Consider the following 20,579-nt stretch of genomic DNA (forward strand, 5'->3'; position numbering starts at 1 on the left):
GTGCCTGAATCAAACCTTGACCTAACAAAAATTCTTCAAACGGAGCTTCACCCGGTAGGCAGTCAGGCCCGCCCGGTGAGCGAGTTTTTAACCACTTTTCCGCTGGCCATAGTTGCCCTTGACCCTTTTACTCATGAAAGTTCTTGGCTGCTCGATACCGCACGGCGGGTCTTAACAAACTTCCAAGGAGCCGACGTGCGGGTGGCTTACTTGGTGGCCGGCACCAACGCCGAGAGGGCTGCTCAGTTTCTTGGCCCACTCGCTGACGAAGTCCTCACCTTGGCCGACCCCGACCGCTCGCTAGTTAGTGCGCTGGGTCTTGAGATTCTTCCTGCCTTTGCCGTTATAAGACAAGACGGTTCGTTGTTGGCTTCGGCCCAAGGGTGGGACCCAGAAACATGGCGACCGGTGGCCGAAAGCTTGGCTGCCTTAACCTCTTGGTCTCGACCAGAGTTTCCGGTAGCCGGCGACCCTTCCCCCTACGCCGGTACCGCAGCCCAGGGGTAGCCTCTGACGCTGACGTAATGGCCTTTAACACGCAATGACTCAGTCTCCTCGTCCAAAAATTGCTGTCGCTCCCGATACTCGGCCGACCATGCACCGTCAACTTTGTGCGGCGGTAGAAGCCGGTGGCGGGCAAGTTTCTCCCCTTGAAGAAGCCACTGGTTTAGTTTGGGCCGACCCGGCACGCCCGGACCTTTTCCCCGAGATGGCCACCCGTGCGCCGCACCTCGAATGGATTCAACTGCCCTATGCCGGCATTGAGCCTTTTGCTCAGCACCTCGACCCCCAGTGGACGTGGACTTGCGGCAAAGGCGTTTACTCCAACGAGGTGGCCGAAACTGCTTTGGCCATGAGTTTGGCCGGTTTTAAAAACCTTCACGACTATGCCCGGCAACAGTCTTGGAGCGGCCCGGTAGGACGAGTGCTTTCGGGCAGCCACATCACCATTTTGGGGGGCGGAGGCATCACCCGAAGTTTATTGCCTTTGTTGGCACCATTTAATTGTGACATTTCTGTGGTTCGCCGCTCTGGCGAACCCATGGAAGGCGCCAACCGAACCCTGACCTCTGCTCGTTTAATGGAAGTTCTGCCCCGCACCGACTTACTGATTTTGGCTCTTTCCTTGACCGCAGAAACTCGCGGCATTATTGGTGCTGCAGAACTTGCGGCGTTGCCGGAGCACACATGGATTGTCAACGTGGCGCGCGGTGGCCACATTGATACTGAGGCCCTGGTGCAGGCTTTAAAAACCAACAGCATCGGCGGGGCTGCGCTCGACGTCACCGACCCCGAACCTCTCCCCGACCAACATCCTCTCTGGTCGCTCCCGAATTGTTTGATCACCCCTCATATTGGCAACACCCCCGACATGGGCCTTGAGGTGTTGGTGCCCTTCATAGAAGAAAACGTCCGTCGGTTTAGCCAAGGACAAGAGTTGCTGGCCCCAGTTGACGTTTCGCTGGGTTATTAAGTGTCTTTGGCTATGCCCAATATTTCTGCTTTACTTTTAGCAATAGTTTTTCTGGTGGCCGGGGTAAACAAACTTCGCCGCCCCCTTGATACCCGGCGTTCGCTGCGAGATTTCGGGCTCCCCGCGCCTCGCCAACTCAGTATCGCTCTCCCGCTAGTTGAGTTACTTACCGCTTTTTTGTTGATCATTAACCCAGCCACCGGGGGGCCTTGTGCGGTGGCTTTGCTTAGCGCTTTTACCGTGTTGCTGATCGGTCGCCTACGGGCTGGGTTGACCCAAGGGTGCGGTTGTTTCGGCGCCTGGTCGACCCGACCACTGTCTTGGCGAGACGTGGCCCGCAACCTCATTCTGATTGCTTTTGGGGTGACTGCCACGCTGGGTTAAGACCCTGCCCCAAAGGTTTGCTAGTTTCCTTTGTCACCCATTACTACTAAAGGATTAACGCCATGACCGACCTTTCCTGTGCCCAAGACTCTGCCCAAGCCGTTCAGGTGCTGGGCGCTCGTTTCATGCTGGACCGCACCACCTTTGGCCGCGGCGTTGAAATCGGCCTACCCAAGAGCATGGCCAGTTACGTGATGGGGCGCATGGGCGTCATTGGCGATATCTCTGCTCAAGAAGCCACCGATGCTGCTTGGTGTATCAACTTTGACATGATCAACGAAAACTGGGTAGATGACCTCAGCCCTTCGGCCGCTGGCGCTTTGTATACACAAATTTGTGTAGAGCAGGGCCGCACATATCTTGAAGGTTTTGCCGGGGCAGCCCGCTTGGCTGAACTGGCCGGGCGCATTGCCGACGCCGCAGATGATACCGATGCTGCACTTTTTGCCGGGTGGCGTGACGCAGACCGGCCCGACGACGCTGAAGGATTGGCCTATTTGTTAGTGCAGGTAGTGCGGGAGTTACGTTTTTGCCGCCACGCCGCGGCAGCTCGAGCCGCCGGCGCATCCCCCGTTTCTCTGGTCCAAGCAAAAAATGGTGGCTCCAACGTAGGCATCTTTGGTTGGGCAGACAGCGCCGACCAACCGGCTGACCCACAAACGGTGGCCGACATCGAAACGGCCACCGAAGCCGCCTCGGCTCTTGATCATGCCGTGCTCAACGACGACGAGCAGGCAGAGTACGTTGGCTTGGTAAGCGCCGCCTTGGCCCACGCTGAGGCGCAAAACTAAACCTCCGTTACTAAAAACTCTCAATAAGAAAGCAGGAATTTTCATGGATGGCTTAATGATGGACACGCCGTTGTCGCTGATTCACCTCTTCGACCGAGCCGAGCGTCTTTTTTCCGACAAAACAATCGTCACCGCTACCCCCACAGGACGCGAACGCTTAACTTACGGGGCGTGGGCCGAACGCACCCGACGCCTGGGCGGGGTGCTTGACAACTTGGGCATCTCGGACGACGGCCGGGTAGCTACCTTTGCTTGGAACACGGCACGGCACCTTGAACTCTATTTCGCTCCTCCTTGTTCTGGGCGAGTAGCACACACCCTTAACCTGCGGCTTTTTCCCGATCAGTTGGCTTACATCGTTGACCATGCCGAAGACGAGGTCATCTTTTTAGACCATTCGGTAGCCGGCCTTATTTGGCCCCTCATGGACAAGTTCTCCACCGTGCGCCACGTGGTATTGATGGACGATGGTGCCCCAGCTCCCGATGTCGACGCCATCCGAGCCGACGTGCACGACTACGAAGAATTGTTGGCTGCCGCAGACCCCGTGGAATGGACGCGAGTAGAAGAAAACCGAGCCGGTTCCATGATGTACACCTCGGGCACTACCGGCAACCCCAAAGGGGTGGTTTACTCGCATCGTTCCATGGTGCTCCATACTTTTGGCGCCATGATGGCCGACACTTTAGGGGTTTGCGAAAGCGATGTAATTTTGCCAGTGGTACCGATGTTTCATGCCAACGCTTGGGGTTTAGCCCACGCCGCAGTAGCCACTGGAGCCACCATGATCATGCCCGGCGCTAACTTAAGTGCCCCGGCTTTGGCCGACTTACTAGAAAGCGAAAAAGTAACCTTGGCCGCCGGCGTACCAACCATTTGGATGGGCGTGCTGGCCGAGTTAGAAGGCCGAGACGTTTCTTCATTGCGGGCTATTCCGTGTGGAGGTTCAGCGGTGCCTAAAACGTTGTCGGAGGGCTTCCGTGAAGCCACTGGGCTGCCCTTATTGCAAGCTTGGGGCATGACCGAAACCAGCCCCTTGGCTGCGGTGTGTGGCATCAAGTCCACCATGGCTCACCTTGATGATGATGCAAAAGCCGATATTCGCACCGGGGTAGGGCTCATTACTCCTGGGGTGGACTTTCGCATTATTGACACCGAAACCGACACCGAACAGCCTTGGGATGGAGCGTCACGGGGCGAATTGCAGGTGCGGGGCCCGTGGATTGCTCGGTCTTACTACAACGACGAACGAGCCAACCAATCATTCACCGACGACGGTTGGCTCAAAACAGGAGACGTCGCTACTTGCGATGCCGAGGGGTACATCCGCTTGGTTGACCGCACCAAAGATTTAATCAAGTCGGGCGGCGAGTGGATTAGTTCGGTTGAGTTGGAAAACGAAATCATGGCACACCCTCAAGTTGCAGAAGCAGCGGTCATTGGCGTGGCGTCCACTAAGTGGGGCGAGCGTGCCATGGCCTGTGTGGTGGCCGCCGAAGGCGCCGAACTGTCCTCCGACGACATTTTGACTTGGCTGGACGGCCGGGTACCGAAGTGGTGGACGCCCGACCGCGTGGAGTTCATTGATGAAGTACCGAAAACTTCGGTAGGTAAATTCTCAAAGAAAACCTTGAGGGAGCGTTTCGCCGACGTGGTGGTTGATTAACTTACGTTCGGATATTACAACACAATGTTTGGTATAGGCCATCCGTTGTGACATGATCTAGCACGAGCAATAACTACTTACAACAAGTGGCCCACCATCCGGGTTGGCCTTAAGAGTTGGGGAGACTTTCGTGGAATTATTTGACCCATGGTTTGGAACAGGCGGGGGCGGTGAAGCCCTTGGGCGTTACGCCCACTATTTGGCCGGCATTACCTGGATTGGCCTCTTGTACTTCTTTAACTTCATTCAGGGGGCTGCCTTTGGTGAAATGGGGGACGCTGCTCGCGGCGAGGCCTTACGCAAGATTACTTGGCGCACCTTGTGGTGGTTCCGTTGGGCTGCTGCCTTAACTTGGGTGTCTGGTATCTGGATTCTCTTCCACCAAGACCGTCTTTTCGACAATATGGATTATTGGAAGACCGCCCCCGGCATGGGCATCGCTTTTGGCGTTCTCTTGGGTACCACCATGGCCGCCAACGTATGGATGATTATTTGGCCAGCTCAGCAAATCGCTATCGGTTCTTCGGTCAGCGTGGCTAACGGCGGCGAAGCCGACGCAGAAGCACCAGCAGCCGGCAAACGTGCAGCACGGGCCAGCCGGGTAAACACCTTGTTCTCCATTCCTTTGGTCTTTTTCATGATGTGGCCCAACCACTTCGGCGGAAACTTCGCCAACCCTGAAGGCGGCACCCGAGCCATTATTTGGGCCATCTTCGCCATCATGTGGATCGGCATGGAACTCTCGGCCGTGGGCAAGATCGGCGGTTACGACGGTGCGCTAAACAGGATTGTTTTAGACAAACACCAAGACACCATCAAGTACGGGTTGGCTATTACCGCCGTGCTCTACTTGTTGTTTGAAATTCTCTAAGCAGTAAATCTTTTTCACAATGGCTCGCCTCTTTGGGGCGGGCCATTGTGCGTTCTGGCCTTTGCCGCTTACCACAACTTATTCAACCAGCAATTGAGCTTCCATGCCTGCTTCTCTGTGGCCAGAAATATCACAATAAAGGATGTAACCGCCCGCCGTTAAAGACAGCGTGCCGACCTCAGTTTCACCGTTCGCTACTTCTAGGCGCATCTGTTCTTCGTAGCCTTCGACGACCAAAGTATGGGCTTGAAAGCCATCGAGTACATATTCGATGCGTACTTGGCCGGCCACTGCTTCGTAGCGGTCTTGAGCAAAGTCTTGCGAGTCGTCGGCCACCACTCGCACAGTGCCCGGCTCAACTGGGGCAACAGGGCCTTTAATGTTTCCTCCCCCGCAAGCGACCAACCCTAAGGCCGTACCCAAAAAGAGAGCAGGAAACTTTAAAGAAATCTTTTCGCTATTCATGCTTTCAGGCTAACCATGCACCATGATGAAACCATGAGCGAAATAGCACTTTTAGTAAACCCGGCCGCCCGGGCAGGTCGTGCGGCGAGCGACCTTCCCAAAATCCTTGACCGCCTCGCTCACCATGGCCTCAAACCTGAGGTACTGGAAACCCAAACCCCTGAAGCTGTTTCGCAAGCCATTGTGACTTCCTCCGCAGAACGTATTTTACTGGCCGGCGGCGACGGAGTATTACACCATGCCCTTCCTGCGCTGACGCACTGTGGGCGCATTTTGGGGTTGATTCCCTCGGGCACCGGCAATGACGCCGCACGAGCTTGGGGCCTCCTGGCCGGCGACTTAGCCAGCCAAGTTGACCGAGCCCTCGCTGACCCCACTGCGATAGATTTGATTACCGGTGGGCCTCAACCGGTGGCCACCAGCGTTATTGCCGGCTTCCCTACGGCGGTAAATGAACGAGCCAACACCATGCGTTTTCCCAAAGGAAGCGCCCGGTACACAATGGCCACGCTGGCCGAGTTGCCGAAAATGCAGCCGCAAGATTACTGCTTAACTTTAGATGGTCAAGCACACCAGATAAAAGCCGCAGTAGTTGCTGTAGCAAACACCGCTTTTTTTGGTGCCGGCATGGCCATTTGCCCCAACGCCGACCCCACCGACGGGGTACTAGATATTTGTGTGGTAGGCGATGTAGGTCGCCTTGGACTCTTGCGTTCTTTTACAAAAATTCGCTCCGGAAGCCACGTTGGCCACCCCAAGGTGACCATGTTTCGGGCCACTGAAGTAAGCGTCCAAGGGGTTGGGCCGGCGCGCGGCGACGGCGAAACACTCAGCGAGCTACCACTAACCTTGCGCAGCGACCCGGGCGCACTCTTGGTGGCCGGAGTTGGGCTAAGGTCAATGCATGACTGACCAAACCACTTACCAAATTGAAATCACCTACTGCGTGCCTTGAGATTATTCGCCCTACGCCGTGAGCGTAGTAAATGACCTGCTCTCCAACTATCAACACATCATCACCGACCTCAAGTTGATTACCGGCAGCAAAGGGATCTTCGACGTCACGGTCAACGGCAAGATGGTCTACTCCAAAACCCAAACAGGCCGCCACGACGAACCGGGCGAAGTGTTGGGCTTGTTTAAAGAACTGGTCGGCCCTGAGGTAAATGTTTTCGGGTCTTGACCCAAGAATCTTTTTCGAGTTCTTTACTTTTACTCCCCAACCGGTAAGATCGCCCTCTCATCTCTTGGTCATTTGACCAGAACAACAACAGGAGCAATCATGGGCCTTGATGGCAGCGAAACCCTAGAAAACCTGAAAGCCGCCTTTGCTGGCGAATCTCAGGCCAACCGTCGTTACCTCTACTTTGCCAAGGTGGCTGATGTTGAGGGCTACCCAGACATTGCCGGCAACTTCCGCGACACCGCCGAAGGGGAAACTGGCCATGCTCACGGCCACCTAGATTACATAAAAGCAGTCGGCGACCCCGCTACCGGCTTGCCTATAGGCGACACGCTAGAAAACTTGGCCGCAGCCGTAGCCGGCGAAACCCACGAGTACACCGAGATGTACCCCGGGATGACCCGCACCGCTCGTGAAGAAGGCTTCGATGAAATTGCCGACTGGTTCGAGACCTTGGCTAAGGCCGAAAAAGCTCACGCCGGTCGTTTTCAGGCTTTGTTGGACGAAAACAGCTAAACCTGTCCACAACCATTCTTTTCAAATGCCGGCCTTGCCTTCGGGTGAGGTCGGTGTTTGCGTTCTAGAATTAACCCATGGCTGATCACCTCTCTTACCAACCCACGTCGGGGCTGACTTACGACCCGAATGATGATCATTATTGGGATGCTGATGCTCTACAACAAGAGATTGACCGCACCTTTGAAATCTGCCACGGATGCCGCATGTGTTTCAAATATTGCGACAGTTTCCCCTCGTTGTTTTCCTTTATTGACGACCAGCACGATGGGGACGTACGCAAGATTACCGAACCGCAAACCGCCCTGGTCATGGACCAATGCTTTCAGTGCAAACTCTGTGAGGTGCAGTGCCCCTACACGGTGCGCGACAGCCACGAATTTCAGTTGGATTTTCCCAAACTGGTGCACCGTTACAAAGCCCAACGGCATAGCGAAGAAGGGTCTAGCCTTCGTGACCGTTTGTTAAGCGACCCCGACCGAACCGCCAAGTTGGCCCGAGCCAGCGGCGGTCTCGTCAACACCTTGAACCAACGCAGCGGTTTGCATAGAAAGTTTTTAGACAAGGTTTTGGGGATACACCCTGATAAAGATCTTCCCACTTTTACTCGCCGGACCTTTACCCAATGGGCCCAAGGACATGGCCTCATCAAAGCCCCCGACCAAGGCGAGGTAGTGCTTTTTCCCACCTGCTACGTCGAACACAACGAACCTCAAGTGGGCCGCGACACCATAGAAGTCTTTGAAAAAAACCAGATAGCGGTGACCTGCGAAAAAGGCTTAGCTTGCTGTGGCATGCCGGCCTGGGAAACCGGTGATCTAGAAACCCTTCGCCAACGGGCCGCCACCAACCTTAAACGCTTAGCCCCCCACGTGGCGGCCGGCAAAAAAGTAGCGGTCATCAACCCCACTTGTTCCATGATGCTGCGTCAAGAATACCCCGAGTTAGTAGCACCCGCCGACCGTCTGGAAGCCCAAGCATTGGCCGAAGCAGTGGTCGATGCTGGCGAATACCTTTGGTCGCTGCGCAACGAAGAACGCTTCAACACCGACTTCGCCTCCACCCCCGGTGATATTAGTTACCACACCCCTTGTCACCTTCGTGCTCAAGCGGTGGGCTTTAAGGGCCGCGACCTGTTGCGCAATATTCCTGGAGTAAAACCCAAGACCACCATGGAGTGCTGTGGCCACGACGGCACCTACGCCATGAAGACCGAAAGTTACGAGGTTTCGGTACGCATCGGCAAAAAAGCTTTCGAGGGTATGGCCGCCGCCGATGCTGAAGTCTGGGCTACCGACTGCCCGCTGGCTGCTCTGCAATTCGGTCAACATGCCGACCGTCGACCCCTTCATCCCATGACCATTTTGGCCCGGGCCTACCGGCCCGATGGCTTCCCGACCCCCGTTATTCCAGAGGAACCTTCATGAACCTTCCCCCCCACCATGTACGTCGTAGCCAGATTGTCGACTTTGAAACTTACGCCGACCAGCGAGACAGCGAACGACAAGCCGCTATGGCCATCAAAGCGCCGAGACGAGTGCATCTCGGCGACTACTTAACTTTTCTTTTTGAGAACCACGCCACCATTCGCTATCAGGTGCAAGAAATGATGCGGGCCGAAAAAATTGTGCGCGAATCATCTATTGAAGAAGAGCTCTCCACCTACAACGAACTTCTGGGCGGAGTAGGGCAATTGGGCTGCGCTTTACTTATAGAGATCGCCGCCGAAGTCGACCGTAAACCTTTGTTGATCAAATGGCTGGGCCTTCAAGCACACCTTTATTTAGTCCTCAGCGATGGGTCCCGGGTGTACGCCGAGTTCGACCCGGCACAAGTGGGCGATGACCGGCTTTCTGCCGTGCAGTACCTGACCTTTTCTTTGGATCAAGTTGAACCCGGTGGTGGGCCAGTAGCGGTGGGCTGCGACTTCCCTGACCTCACCGACGAGATAGCGTTAACCGCCGAACAGCAATCTGCGCTGGCCGCCGACTTGGCCGCTACTCAGGTCTAAAGACCCGCTTTAATTTCTGCTAACTGGTCAAGCATCGGCAACACCTTGTCGGCTCCTTCAGGAGGCAAACCAAACACCACGCGGTTAACGCCTAAAGCGGCGAACTCTTCTATCTGCGCTCGATCGTGGGGTGCCCCATAAATAGTGACCTCTACCTCATCAGGGTGGCGGCCGGCTTCTTCACATGCTTGATCTCGAGCAGACAACCATGTGGCCGGGTCAAAGTCGCCGCGACCGGCAATGGGAATCCACCCGTTGCCGTAACGCACCGCCCGGTTTAGCCCACCAGGAAAAGCACCCCCCACATGGATCGGTGGATGTGGTTTTTGTATTGGCTTGGGGTTCGCCACTAGCGGCGCAAACTCCACTTGTTGGCCGTGGTACTCCGCCGGGTCATTCTGCCAAATGGTTTTCATAGCTTCCATTTTTTCACGCATCAAACCAAAGCGGCGGGCGGGGTCGGTGCCGTGGTTCTGCATTTCTTCGAGTCCCCAGCCTGCTCCGATGCCCAACAAAAAACGCCCTCCGGAGAGGACGTCAAGGGTGGCCACTTCTTTGGCCAACTGAATAGTGTCGCGTTGGATCACCAAGGCAATACCGGTTGCTACTTTTAGTTTGGTGGTAACTGCCGCCACTGCGGAAAGCACGACAAAGGGATCCATGGTGTCGTAATACATTTGTGGCAGCACTGACCCACCTGGCCAGGGCGCCGTGCGATCCACGGGAATATGGCTGTGCTCAGCCACCCAAAGCGACTCAAAGCCGCGGCTTTCTAACGCTGGCCCCAACACGGTGGGAGCAATGGTGTACGCGCATGGAAAAATACTTACCCCGAACTCCATTGACGCTCCTCTTTGTGGCAGACCTCTTTAGGCTCAGAAATTCTACTTATAGCCTGCTTAGGACACCATAGACCTCAACGTACAAAAAGAAAACCAGCCTCTGTTTGCTTTTCCTGATAATGACCGTTATTATCGCCCCATGGCTCTTGACGTTACATTGGATGTTCCCCTCCAAGAACAAGCAGTTACCTCTGGTGGCGACATTAGCCATCGCCTTCTCCACGCCGCCGCTGAACTCTTTGCCGAAAAAGGCTACGAACAAGCTGGCGTGGCCGAAATAGCCCGCCGAGCCGGCGTCACCACCGGTGCTATTTACAGTCGGTACACCGGCAAAGCGCAATTGATTCTGGATGCCGTTGAGCACCACATGCCCGACGAAATCACTCGCCTCCTGCGCTCCGCCACTGATCAACGGTCCCCCACCGTGGTCCTGGCTGAACTCGGCGAGCACCTTCTCGATGACCTGCATGAAGGAACCGGACTTTTTTTAGAAGCCATCGTGGCCTCTCGCCGAGACCCTGAACTTTCTGAGCGCATCCAAAAACAAATTGACGAAGAAGAGCAGCAACTGGCCGGCCTCATTACCGCCGCCAAGACGGCTGGATTGCTCGACCCAGAACTTGATGACCTTGCCGTAGTGCGTCTCGCTCACGCCATCGGTTTCGGCATGATCTTGACCCGCACCATGGGTCTCAACCTGCCCTCCCCTGAGGCTTGGACCAAACTAATCAACCGTTTCATCTCAAGTTTGTCCCCCCCAATCCGACCACCAAGACTAGCCACAACTCAACAAAGGACCATCCAATGACAGCCACCGAAAACCCCGTAAGCGACGAATACTCATTGGCCAACTACGCCAACGACCCAGAGCGCATATCTGAATACTCGGTTTGGAACAGCGACGTCACCTCGGCTATTCACACCGTAGAAGACAACGCCGATGCCATCTTCACCTGGGACTACGACAAAGGGTCACGGCCGGCGTTAGACAAACTCTACGAAAAAGCCAAGACCTCTCAGTGGAACGGTCAGACCGACTTAGATTGGTCAATAGATGTTGACCCCTACGCAGTACTCACCGCCGCTGACCCACTTGAAGTTCAGTATTTCGCCGAAAACCCCGAGTCGCCGCTTTACAAATTCAACGAAAAAGAATGGACCGAGTTGGGAGTGGAATCCTTCAAATGGAGCCTGGCCCAATTTATGCACGGTGAACAAGGTGCCTTGATCTGTACAGCAAAAATTGTAGAAACCGTGCCCTGGATAGACGCCAAATACTACGCCGCCACCCAAGTAATGGACGAAGCTCGCCACGTAGAAGTCTTTGCCCAATATCTGGACACCAAAATGGGCGGTATTGACTACCCCTGCAACACCCATCTGGGTTTACTCCTTGACGACATCGTCAACGACAGTCGATGGGACATGACCTACTTGGGCATGCAGATCATGGTGGAAGGCTTGGCCTTAGCGGCCTTTGGCTTCATGCATCAAACCACCGAAGAACCCCTGCTGAAAAAGCTTTTGCGCTACGTCATGGCCGACGAAGCCCGCCACGTAGCTTTTGGGGTAATTACCCTCAAGGAAATTTACCAAGACATGACAGCCGCCGAACTCCGCGACCGCCAAGTATTTGTCTTCGAAGCAGCCCTGCGCATGCGCGACCGCTTCATGCGCCAAGAAGTATGGGAACGCGTGGGAGTCGATGTAAAAGACATGGTGAAGTTCCAGTTATCAATGCCCGACGAACTGCGAATATTTCAACGCATGCTCTTTTCAAAGATCGTCCCCAACTGCCGCAAACTTGGTTTGTTGGATGCCGGCGACGGATGGCTACGCGACCGCTTCACCGACATCGGGGTCATCGAATTTGAAAACTGGGTAGATACCGGCGAAGAGTATCTAGAGCTTGATGAAGTAACCAAAGACCGGGCCGCTGAAGAAGCAGCGAGCTAACCCTTCTTCGCAAAAAAGGCTTTACTCCTTCTCGTTGGCCTGCAGGTGATGACGAATCACCTCATCAATAATAAAGCGCAAAAACTTCTCAGAAAAAACGGGATCCAACCCAGCCTGCGCAGAAAGCTCACGAAGCCGCTCCACCTGTTCGGCTTCTCTCCCCGGGTCGGCCGGCGCCATACCTGATTGCGCTTTATATTCCCCTACCTTGCCGGTGACCTTAAACCGTTCGGCCAACAACACGATGAGCGCCGAATCAATATTGTCAATACTGGACCGGTAACCGATCAGCACCTCGTCGTTTTGGTCGCTCATTATTTTCCTTTCGCTTCTCACAGGGTAGGCCCTCGCCGCCCTGCTTGACTTACCATTTGCAAACTGGGCTATTCTCCGTATCTAACCACTCACCCCTTTAACCAAACAAGCGAGCCCTTCATGGAAATCCCTCTTACCATTACCGACTACCTTGACCGGGCCGAACGAGTTTACGGCGACCGCATAGCCATTATTGACGAGCCCAATCAACCAGCCCCCGCTCTGTCCGACCTGACCTACCGACAACTAGCGCAATCAGCACGGGCCCTGGCCGCTGGCCTTGATGGTTTGGGCTTAGCCATCGGCACCCGCGTCGCCATGGTCTCGCACAATTCAGCCCGACTTTTGGTGTTTCTTTTCGGTACCAGCGCCTACGGGCGGGTTGGCGTGCCCATCAACTTTCGCCTCAGCAAACCAGAAATACAATTCATCCTTAACCACTCAGAAGCCGAGGTGCTGATCATTGACCCCGAGTTGGCTGAACAACACGGCGACTTCGACGTAAAACACCAATTCACTGCTGGCCCAGAATCCGATGCACTCTTTAACTACGACGTCGCTCCTCAACCGTGGGAACCCAGCGAACACGCCACCGCCACCATCAACTACACCAGTGGAACCACCGCTCGCCCCAAAGGGGTCGAGATGACCCACCGCAACCTCTGGCTCAACGCCGCAGTGTTCGGATGGCAAAGCGGGGTCAACGACCGCGAGGTCTACCTCCACACTCTGCCCATGTTTCACTGCAACGGCTGGGGCATGCCTTACGCCATCACCGGAATGGGCGGTCAACACATTATTTTACGCAAAGTAGACGGGCCAGAAATCTTGCGCCGCATTGAACGACACGGAGTCACCTTGCTTTGTGGCGCTCCCGCGGTAATCACCGCCGTCCTAGAAGCCGCCGCCGACTGGGACGGGCCGATCCCTGGTGCCGCAACTATGCGCATCGTGGTGGCCGGTGCCCCACCGCCCACCAGCATCATTGAACGAGTAGAAACCGAACTGGATTGGGAATTCATCCAGATTTACGGGCTCACCGAAACAGCACCGCTGCTCACCATGAACCGCTCCCGAGCCGAATGGGACCACCTTGACGCCGGACAACGCGCCGTTGAACTCTCCCGCGCCGGAGCCCCCGCCCTCGGGGTAGAACTCAGCACAGCCCCCGATGGGGAACTCCTGGCTCGCAGCAACCATGTACTAAAAAGCTACTGGGACCAACCAGAGGGAACCGAAAAAGCTTTAGCCGACGGGTGGTTTCATACCGGTGACGGCGCCACCATTGGTGACGACAACTACGCCACCATTACCGACCGAAAAAAAGATGTCATTATTTCTGGCGGAGAAAACGTGTCATCCATCGAAGTGGAAGACGCTCTTTTCTCACACCCTGCGGTAGCCGAAGCAGCGGTCATCGGGGTACCTCACGAAAAATGGGGAGAAACAGTAAAAGCCCTCGTAGTTTGCACCGATACTTCAATAACCGAAAATGACCTTATTGACCATTGCCGCGAACTGCTCGCCCACTACAAGTGCCCCACCTCAGTGGAGTTTCGCCACGAACTCGACCGCACAGCCACCGGAAAGTTGCAAAAGTTTAAATTGCGTGCTCCTTACTGGGAGCACCTAGATCGTCAAATAAATTAATGGCTTTTATTTCACCGCGCAAGTTCATGTGGGCGATAAAGGCTTCGCTGGCCGCTTGCCTGCTGCTGGGGCTTGTATTCCCCGACATCCCCGGCGTCATCGGTAAAGGCTGGCCTGAACGAGCCGTCGGTTACCCTATTTCGGCGTTGATTGTCCCCCTCATCTGGTTTCTCGCCACCCGGCGAAAACCAGTTAATCAACGAAACTACCCCTACCTCGCTGACGCTTTACTGGTGCTACCTTTTGTTTTAGACCTCGCCGGCAACTTGGTGAACCTCTATAACACCGTGCACAACTTTGACGACTTCTTACATTTCATTAACTGGGTGTTTTTAGTAGCGGCCTTAGTGATATTTCTGGCTCCCGCTGGTTTAGCCCGCTGGAACCTGACCCTTCTGGGCGCAGGATTTGGCGCTTTAGCCATAGTGGCTTGGGAAGGCATGGAATGGATTGTGCAATCCATGGGCACCGCCGGGCTACAACTCACCTACGACGACACGGTAAGCGATTTGGTGCTGTCTACTTCCGGGGGTATTTTCGGTGCCATTTTGGCCGCCCGCTTTTTAACTAATCAAGTCACCGCTTAGCTTTTAGCCAGCGCAGGCAAAGGCTCCCCAGCAAAGAACCTTCGCGGGTTATCTACCACCAACTTGTCGATCTCTGCTTGCGTAACCCCTCGGTCAATCAACATGGGCACGATCTCGCGATCAAACCGGGTGGGTTCCATTACTTCAGCCAACTGGCTCATGGCGTGCGACGGAAACGGTTCGCCGCGCCAACACCACACCGAGTCGTGGCTCACCACCACCCGGTCGCCAGCCCCCTGACGCAAAAGGCGCACCAACGCATCCACACGATCTTCATCAGACATAAACGCCTCAATGCCAAAACGGTCGAAACCTAAATAACTTCCGCCGGTGGCAATACCTAGGTGATAGTCGGTGTCGGTGCTGCCGCATGAGTGGCCGATAACTATTCGATGCGCAGGCACCTCAGCGTCCACCAATACTTGTTGTTGAATGTCTCCTACCGCTCCGTCGTCGGTGTGCGTCGTGATAGGAGCCCCGGTAACGCAAGATGCTGCCGCTACGGCGTTAAACACCGTGCGTTCGTAATCAGACATTCCTCCATGACCGGTGCCGCATTTAATTATTCCCGCCCGCACCCCGGTGGTGCCGATGCCCTCGGTGAGTTCGGCCACAAACTGTTCGGTCATCACCGGCTGAATATCTTCGTACTGGCCTTTATGCAGCCAATAGGCCACCCCGCCACCTTCCTGCCGGTACAAACCAGTAGCACAAATAATGTTGAAACCCGTGGCCTCGGCAACCTCAACCATCAACTCCACATCACGACCCAAGTCAGATGGACAAGGGTCCAGCAGCGAGGAGTAGCCCAAATCTTGCAATTCTGCGATGCGATCTATACAGACGGCCCTCATATCAGCACGCGAAAGACCCGGGCGGCTGGTGTGCGATTCCCAACCGGAATACCCCACAGTTAGATGCTCATGCATCAACGTGCGTCCCAACTGATCAGGCGAAATAGCACCCGTAACTGTAGAAATTGTGGCAAGAGAAGTCGAGGTGGCCGGTTTAGCGTTCATTACAAAAACATTACACCTTGTGGGATCCACGGCAAAAATCGCTGCTCAAGTTGCGCTGGTGACCACCGTCACCTAACCTTTAAAAGTCGTCCACCGACGGATGACATTCCCAAATTGGGATATACCTAATGAACCGAGGGGGTTCCCCATATGAGCAAGCTTTTCAAGCTTCTCGCTTTGTTCCTTTCAATTGGTCTTGTTGCCGCAGCATGCGGTAGCGACTCCGGCGACGAAGGCACAAGCACCACTGCAGCTCCGACTACCGCAGCTACCGCAGATACTGAAACCACTGCCGCACCTACTACAGCCGTTGAGCTGGTTGAAGGCACCAGCCTTCTTCAGGTAGTGCAAGATCGAGGCACCGTAAACTGTGGCGTCGGCTCGACCGCCGTTGCTTTCTCAGTAATCCAGCCTGACGGAACTTCCGCCGGCTTCGATGCTGACTACTGCCGAGTAATTGCCGCCGCCGTTTTGGGCGACGCAACTGCCGTGACTTTCATTCCTTTGACTTCTTCTGAACGCTTCACCGCTGTTCAGACCGGTCAGGTTGACTTGCTCATGCGTACCACCACTTGGACTCAAAGCCGGGACACCGACTTAGGTATGGACTTTGGCCCAACCACCTACTTTGATGGCCAACAGCTGATGGCTCGTATTTCCGACGGTTTCTCCGGTTCATCCGACATCGCTGACCTTGAAGGCACCATCGTTTGTGTAAACGCTGGTACCACCACGGAAAAGAACATCAGTGAAGCTGCCCGTTTGCAAGGCGTAAACATCACCTTGCAAACCTTCGAAGGTAGCGATGAAGTTTACGACAGCTTCATCAGCGGCGCTTGCGACGTAACCACCACCGATGGTTCTGCTTTGGTAGGCCGTATGGCCAAGCACGAAATGATTGGTGAATGGATCATTTTCCCCGCTACACCTATCTCCAAGGAGCCTCTCGGCCCCGTGTACCCACAGAACGACTCTGTATGGGGCGACGTCATCAACTGGTCTGTTTACGCCACCGTCATTGCTGACGAGTACGGCATCAACAACAGCAACGTTGACGACTTCCTCACTGAGCCTGGTGAAGTCGGCCGCCTTTTGGGCACCGACGAAGGTGAATTGCAGACCGTTATGGGCCTTCCCGCCGATGCCTTCTACCAAGTCATCAAGCAGGTTGGTAACTACAGCGACATCTATAACTCCAACTTGAACCCAGTGGGCTTGTTCCGTGAAGGTTCAGCTAACGCTCCTGCAGCAGACGGTGGGCTCATCTACGCTCCACCAATGCGCTAAGTAGATAAAAAGAGTTACTGATTAACGTGATGGCCCCGTTGCTGGCGAGATGCCCTGCATCTCCCAGCAACGGGCCCTTCCGCGCTTGAGCAGCATTTTTGTTCTATCCTCCTGACCAACCAAGGTGGCTTCGCATTGGCCACCACCCTCTTCGTAAACTGGACCAATGACTGCACCAGTCGAACAACCGTCGAACACTAAACTAGCGGTAGCCCAAAGGGTGCCTCTGTGGCGCGACGTGGTTGTCCTCAAATGGTTTACTCAAGTTAGTTTGCTCGCCGTGGTACTGGCCGCCCTCTGGGTCTTTGTGGGTCAAGCCGGCAACAACCTACGCGCTAAAGACATCAGCATCGGCTTTGAATTCATTGACCGCCCCGTAGACATTCAGTTAAGCGAGGGCATCGATACCTTGCCCAACAGCGGGGGACGAGCGCTCTGGGTCGGCATGGTCAACACCTTACGCGTCGCCGCCGTAGGCATTGTTTTCTCCACCATTTTGGGCGTTTTCGTTGCTTTGTCTCGCCTCTCCAACAACTGGATGCTCCGCAAAATCGGTGCTATGTGGGTTGAAAGCCTTCGCAACGTTCCGTTGCTCGTGCAGATCATCTTTTATTCTTCCGTCATGGCCACCCTGCCCAGGACCACCTTTTTGGACCCCACGGCGGCAGCTGGCCCGTTAAACCAAGACCAAGGCCCAATTCACAACTGGTTGCATATCTCCAACAAAGGACTCTCTCTCCCTCGAGTATTCATCGCCGATGGGTTTTACCAATGGGCTATCGTCATTTTGCTGGGGGCCATTGCTGCCTATTTTGTGCGCAAACAACGCCTCAAATTGCACGACGAAACCGGGCGGGAGACCTCCCCCATCTTGTGGGCTACCGGCACATTAGCGCTCTTCGGCTTCATCGGCCTTTTTATTCACCCAGTTTTTTCCTTCGTGGGGCCCATCATGGGTGGGATAGCTGGCCTGATTGACTCATTGACCATCCCCATAACCCAAGCGGCGATTTCCGTCATCGCGGTACTGCTCGCTCTGCGTTGGATTCGAAAATTTCGCGCTGACCGCCGTAGCGGGTCTGGCCATCTCAACTTAAGCGACGATGACTGGTTCCGCATGATCTTTGCCGGCCTCGCCTCGGTGGTGGTCATTGTAGTGATCTACAAATGGACGGGGCTGTCCTCTTGGTTGCTCAACTCAGGACAAGACCTCTTTAGGCTGGCCGAAACGAAGTTCAACGTTGATGGGGCCGCTCGCCCGTTTGATGCCATGCGCCCCGATGTTCTCAAACCTGGCAATTTCGCCAACTACGGTCTGAACGGTTTAACCATGACTCGAGGCTTTGCCGCCTTGTTCTTTGGGGTGACGTTCTACCACTCAGCGCATATCGGTGAAATCCTTCGAGGTGGCATTCTTTCTGTGCCTAAGGGCCAGGTCGAGGCAGCCAGTGCCGTCGGTTTAAACCGTGCTCAGTCCCTACGCCGAGTCATTCTGCCTCAAGCATTTCGTATTTCTTTACCGCCACTCGGTAACCAGTATCTAAGTTTGACCAAAAATACTTCGCTGGCTATCGCCGTGGGCTACAGCGACATTGTGCAGGTTGGGCAAACCATCTATAACCAAACCGGAAAGGCCCTCCCCGTTATGTCGGTGTGGATGCTCTTCTATCTCGCTTGTTCGCTTACCATTTCGGTGGTCGTGAACTTCTTTAATATGCGTCTCAAGTTGGTGGAGCGATAATGACTGAAATCCAATCATCCGCCGGAGTACCGGTTATTACAGCTCCTCCACAGGAGCCACATCTACCACCCAAAGAATGGTTAAAGAAAAACCTCTTCTCCAACGTGGGCAACACCCTCATCACCATAATTACCTCACTGGTGGTCTTATCTTTGGCCAAAGGCTTGCTGGGTTTTGCCTTCAACCCTGACCGACAGTGGGATGCCGTGGCCGTCAACTCACGGCTCTACATGTCCTTTGCCTACCCCGAAGCGCAATACAACCGCATTTGGTTCTCTTTTGCAACCCTTTTGGTCCTGGCCGGGCTCTCTATGGCCATTTGGCGAGGCGGCACCCGTGTGCCTTTCGCTCGCCTTGCTAAATCATCTTTTTCTTTTGGCGTTGGCCTGGCCATCATGGTCTTGCTGGCCCCATTAAGCACCTCCGGAACCATCAAATGGGAAATAGCAGCTGGTGTAGTATTGCTCGCTGGCTTTATATTCAAGCGAAGCGCCAATGAAAACGAAGATGAAGGTGATGGACGATCTCTCAGCTCGCTCACCCTATTGGTTGGTACCTTTGCTTCAATTATCGCCACCCTTTGGTTTATCCCCTACGGCCGCCATTCTTTTGTCGGGGATCGCACTCCGCAGGTCATGTCAGAGCCTGGCACGGTAGCTTTTAGCACCCAACTGCCGTGGACTATCATGTTGTTTGTTCTAGTTGGGGCCTACTACCTCGGCGTTGTTCTTCGTGATCGCCTCCCCGAAGGGCGTACCCGGGGCGTCTTACTGGGCCTCTGGTTGCTCTCTCCGTTTTTCTTGATCTATCTCGTGCTTCGCGATCCATCCTTCACCATGAATCACGTGTTATACACCGACATTCCCCTGGTCTTAGGGTTTTTAGTAGTCGGCGGCTTGCTCCTTTATACGCTCACCAAACCTAGTTTGGGTGAAATCGGTCGAATCGTCGCCATGCTGATACTTTTGGTCGGTTTTGGCTCTTTCCTGACCCCGATGCGCATGATCGTTCGCATTTTCTTAATCGCCTTGGGCCTTTTCTCCTTGGCTGCTCCCACTTTCAGCGGAGATAAATCTACCCGTCGGCGGTATTCCAGCATCTGGTCTGGGTTCATACTCATTACCGGTTGGTTAATTACCGCAGTCAACACGCCCTCAACGGTAGAGGTACCCGGTGATTTGTTCTTTGGCGGAGCGACCCTTACTTTGGTAGTAGCGTTTTTCACCATTGTTTTGTCTTACCCCTTTGGCGTATTGCTGGCCCTCGCTCGCACCTCCAATATGCCGATCTTTCGTTTGCTGGCCACCACGTTCATTGAGTTCATCCGAGGTGTTCCGCTGATCACCATCTTGATCTTCTTTTCGGTGATGCTCCCCCTCTTTCTGCCCGAGGGAATGGACCTGCCTGAGATTACCTCGGTAACCATCGGTTATGCCCTCTTCTCAGCCGCCTACGTAGCGGAAAACATTCGCGGTGGGTTGCAATCGGTCACTCGCGGCCAACACGAAGCAGCCGAAGCAGTCGGCATGTCTACCTCGCAAAAAACCGTGTTCATCGTTTTACCTCAGGCCCTACGCATGTCTATTCCTCCCATGGTGGGCCAAACCATCGGTACCTTCAAAGAAACGTCGCTGCTCTACATCATTGGCCTCTTCGACCTGCTCTATGTCGGTCGATCGGTCATCCCAAACCAAACAGCTTTCATCGGTTCCGCCCGTGAAAACTTATTCTTTGTCTCAGTGCTTTACTGGGTCATTTCCTATTCCATGTCGAAAGCCAGTCAACGCATTGAAAAGCGTGTCGGCCTCGGCGAACGATGAG

Annotated in this window: 22 protein-coding genes; 18 read left to right on the top strand and 4 right to left on the bottom strand. The window is 54.7% G+C overall.

Features of this window, described 5'->3' with window-relative positions:
- The 6 genes from EYQ49_04770 to EYQ49_04795 all read left to right on the top strand — a co-directional run bounded on the left by EYQ49_04770 (position 1) and on the right by EYQ49_04795 (position 5,186).
- Positions 1 to 507 carry a hypothetical protein gene (locus tag EYQ49_04770; protein ID HIG25189.1) on the top strand — a complete coding sequence of 169 codons (507 nt, stop codon included), beginning with the start codon at positions 1 to 3 and terminating at the stop codon, positions 505 to 507.
- A gap of 34 nt (positions 508 to 541) precedes the next feature.
- Complete coding sequence (locus EYQ49_04775; GenBank protein ID HIG25190.1) at positions 542 to 1,474, top strand: hydroxyacid dehydrogenase; 933 nt, start codon at positions 542 to 544, stop codon at positions 1,472 to 1,474.
- Complete coding sequence (locus tag EYQ49_04780) at positions 1,475 to 1,858, top strand: DoxX family membrane protein (GenBank protein ID HIG25191.1); 384 nt, start codon at positions 1,475 to 1,477, stop codon at positions 1,856 to 1,858.
- A 62-nt stretch (positions 1,859 to 1,920) separates the two neighbouring features.
- A complete protein-coding gene (locus EYQ49_04785; protein HIG25192.1) occupies positions 1,921 to 2,649 on the top strand; it encodes a hypothetical protein in 729 nt (242 codons plus the stop codon).
- A gap of 43 nt (positions 2,650 to 2,692) precedes the next feature.
- Positions 2,693 to 4,315 (top strand): fatty-acid--CoA ligase, encoded by a 1,623-nt coding sequence (locus EYQ49_04790; protein ID HIG25193.1) that lies wholly within the window; start codon positions 2,693 to 2,695, stop codon positions 4,313 to 4,315.
- 130 nt (positions 4,316 to 4,445) lie between these two features.
- Positions 4,446 to 5,186: an antitermination protein NusG gene (locus EYQ49_04795; GenBank protein ID HIG25194.1), complete on the top strand. Its 741-nt coding sequence runs from the start codon at positions 4,446 to 4,448 to the stop codon at positions 5,184 to 5,186.
- Positions 5,187 to 5,264: 78 nt separating this feature from the next.
- On the opposite strand, the gene EYQ49_04800 is transcribed toward EYQ49_04795, so the two are convergent.
- On the bottom strand, positions 5,265 to 5,651 hold the full coding sequence (locus EYQ49_04800) for a hypothetical protein (protein ID HIG25195.1): 387 nt from the start codon (positions 5,649 to 5,651) through the stop codon (positions 5,265 to 5,267).
- A 15-nt stretch (positions 5,652 to 5,666) separates the two neighbouring features.
- On the opposite strand from EYQ49_04800, the gene EYQ49_04805 reads away from it, so the two are divergent.
- The 5 genes from EYQ49_04805 to EYQ49_04825 all read left to right on the top strand — a co-directional run bounded on the left by EYQ49_04805 (position 5,667) and on the right by EYQ49_04825 (position 9,361).
- A complete protein-coding gene (locus tag EYQ49_04805; GenBank protein ID HIG25196.1) occupies positions 5,667 to 6,563 on the top strand; it encodes a sphingosine kinase in 897 nt (298 codons plus the stop codon).
- A gap of 61 nt (positions 6,564 to 6,624) precedes the next feature.
- Positions 6,625 to 6,834 carry a hypothetical protein gene (locus EYQ49_04810; GenBank protein ID HIG25197.1) on the top strand — a complete coding sequence of 70 codons (210 nt, stop codon included), beginning with the start codon at positions 6,625 to 6,627 and terminating at the stop codon, positions 6,832 to 6,834.
- 96 nt (positions 6,835 to 6,930) lie between these two features.
- A complete protein-coding gene (locus EYQ49_04815) occupies positions 6,931 to 7,350 on the top strand; it encodes a rubrerythrin (protein HIG25198.1) in 420 nt (139 codons plus the stop codon).
- Between the two features lie 77 nt (positions 7,351 to 7,427).
- Complete coding sequence (locus EYQ49_04820; protein ID HIG25199.1) at positions 7,428 to 8,777, top strand: hypothetical protein; 1,350 nt, start codon at positions 7,428 to 7,430, stop codon at positions 8,775 to 8,777.
- Complete coding sequence (locus EYQ49_04825) at positions 8,774 to 9,361, top strand: DUF3501 family protein (GenBank protein ID HIG25200.1); 588 nt, start codon at positions 8,774 to 8,776, stop codon at positions 9,359 to 9,361. The genes EYQ49_04820 and EYQ49_04825 overlap by 4 nt, the downstream gene beginning before the upstream one ends.
- On the opposite strand, the gene EYQ49_04830 is transcribed toward EYQ49_04825, so the two are convergent.
- A complete protein-coding gene (locus EYQ49_04830) occupies positions 9,358 to 10,203 on the bottom strand; it encodes an LLM class F420-dependent oxidoreductase (protein HIG25201.1) in 846 nt (281 codons plus the stop codon). The two genes, EYQ49_04825 and EYQ49_04830, sit on opposite strands and share 4 nt — an antisense overlap.
- A 139-nt stretch (positions 10,204 to 10,342) precedes the next feature.
- Between EYQ49_04830 and EYQ49_04835 the strand changes: the two genes are divergently transcribed.
- A complete protein-coding gene (locus tag EYQ49_04835) occupies positions 10,343 to 11,011 on the top strand; it encodes a TetR/AcrR family transcriptional regulator (GenBank protein HIG25202.1) in 669 nt (222 codons plus the stop codon).
- Positions 11,008 to 12,159 carry a ferritin-like domain-containing protein gene (locus EYQ49_04840; GenBank protein HIG25203.1) on the top strand — a complete coding sequence of 384 codons (1,152 nt, stop codon included), beginning with the start codon at positions 11,008 to 11,010 and terminating at the stop codon, positions 12,157 to 12,159. Before EYQ49_04835 ends, EYQ49_04840 begins: the two co-directional genes overlap by 4 nt.
- Before the next feature lie 21 nt (positions 12,160 to 12,180).
- Here EYQ49_04840 and EYQ49_04845 read toward each other — a convergent pair whose 3' ends face one another.
- Entirely contained in the window at positions 12,181 to 12,474 is a 294-nt protein-coding gene (locus EYQ49_04845; protein HIG25204.1) for a chorismate mutase, read from the bottom strand.
- 120 nt (positions 12,475 to 12,594) lie between these two features.
- Here EYQ49_04845 and EYQ49_04850 point away from each other — a divergent pair, with 120 nt between their 5' ends.
- Positions 12,595 to 14,124, top strand: coding sequence for an AMP-dependent synthetase (locus tag EYQ49_04850; protein ID HIG25205.1), 1,530 nt, complete (start codon positions 12,595 to 12,597; stop codon positions 14,122 to 14,124).
- Complete coding sequence (locus EYQ49_04855) at positions 14,124 to 14,711, top strand: hypothetical protein (GenBank protein HIG25206.1); 588 nt, start codon at positions 14,124 to 14,126, stop codon at positions 14,709 to 14,711. Before EYQ49_04850 ends, EYQ49_04855 begins: the two co-directional genes overlap by 1 nt.
- On the opposite strand, the gene EYQ49_04860 is transcribed toward EYQ49_04855, so the two are convergent.
- Positions 14,708 to 15,730 carry a hypothetical protein gene (locus EYQ49_04860; GenBank protein ID HIG25207.1) on the bottom strand — a complete coding sequence of 341 codons (1,023 nt, stop codon included), beginning with the start codon at positions 15,728 to 15,730 and terminating at the stop codon, positions 14,708 to 14,710. The genes EYQ49_04855 and EYQ49_04860 overlap by 4 nt on opposite strands.
- A 150-nt stretch (positions 15,731 to 15,880) precedes the next feature.
- Here EYQ49_04860 and EYQ49_04865 point away from each other — a divergent pair, with 150 nt between their 5' ends.
- The 3 genes from EYQ49_04865 to EYQ49_04875 all read left to right on the top strand — a co-directional run bounded on the left by EYQ49_04865 (position 15,881) and on the right by EYQ49_04875 (position 20,578).
- Complete coding sequence (locus tag EYQ49_04865; GenBank protein HIG25208.1) at positions 15,881 to 17,017, top strand: amino acid ABC transporter substrate-binding protein; 1,137 nt, start codon at positions 15,881 to 15,883, stop codon at positions 17,015 to 17,017.
- A gap of 166 nt (positions 17,018 to 17,183) precedes the next feature.
- Positions 17,184 to 18,758: an ABC transporter permease subunit gene (locus EYQ49_04870; GenBank protein HIG25209.1), complete on the top strand. Its 1,575-nt coding sequence runs from the start codon at positions 17,184 to 17,186 to the stop codon at positions 18,756 to 18,758.
- Positions 18,758 to 20,578, top strand: a complete 1,821-nt coding sequence (locus EYQ49_04875; GenBank protein ID HIG25210.1) for an amino acid ABC transporter permease — start codon at positions 18,758 to 18,760, stop codon at positions 20,576 to 20,578. The genes EYQ49_04870 and EYQ49_04875 overlap by 1 nt, the downstream gene beginning before the upstream one ends.
- The last annotated feature ends 1 nt before the right edge of the window (position 20,579 follow it).

The organism is Acidimicrobiia bacterium (assembly GCA_012959995.1).
GTDB lineage: Bacteria > Actinomycetota > Acidimicrobiia > Acidimicrobiales > MedAcidi-G1 > MedAcidi-G2B.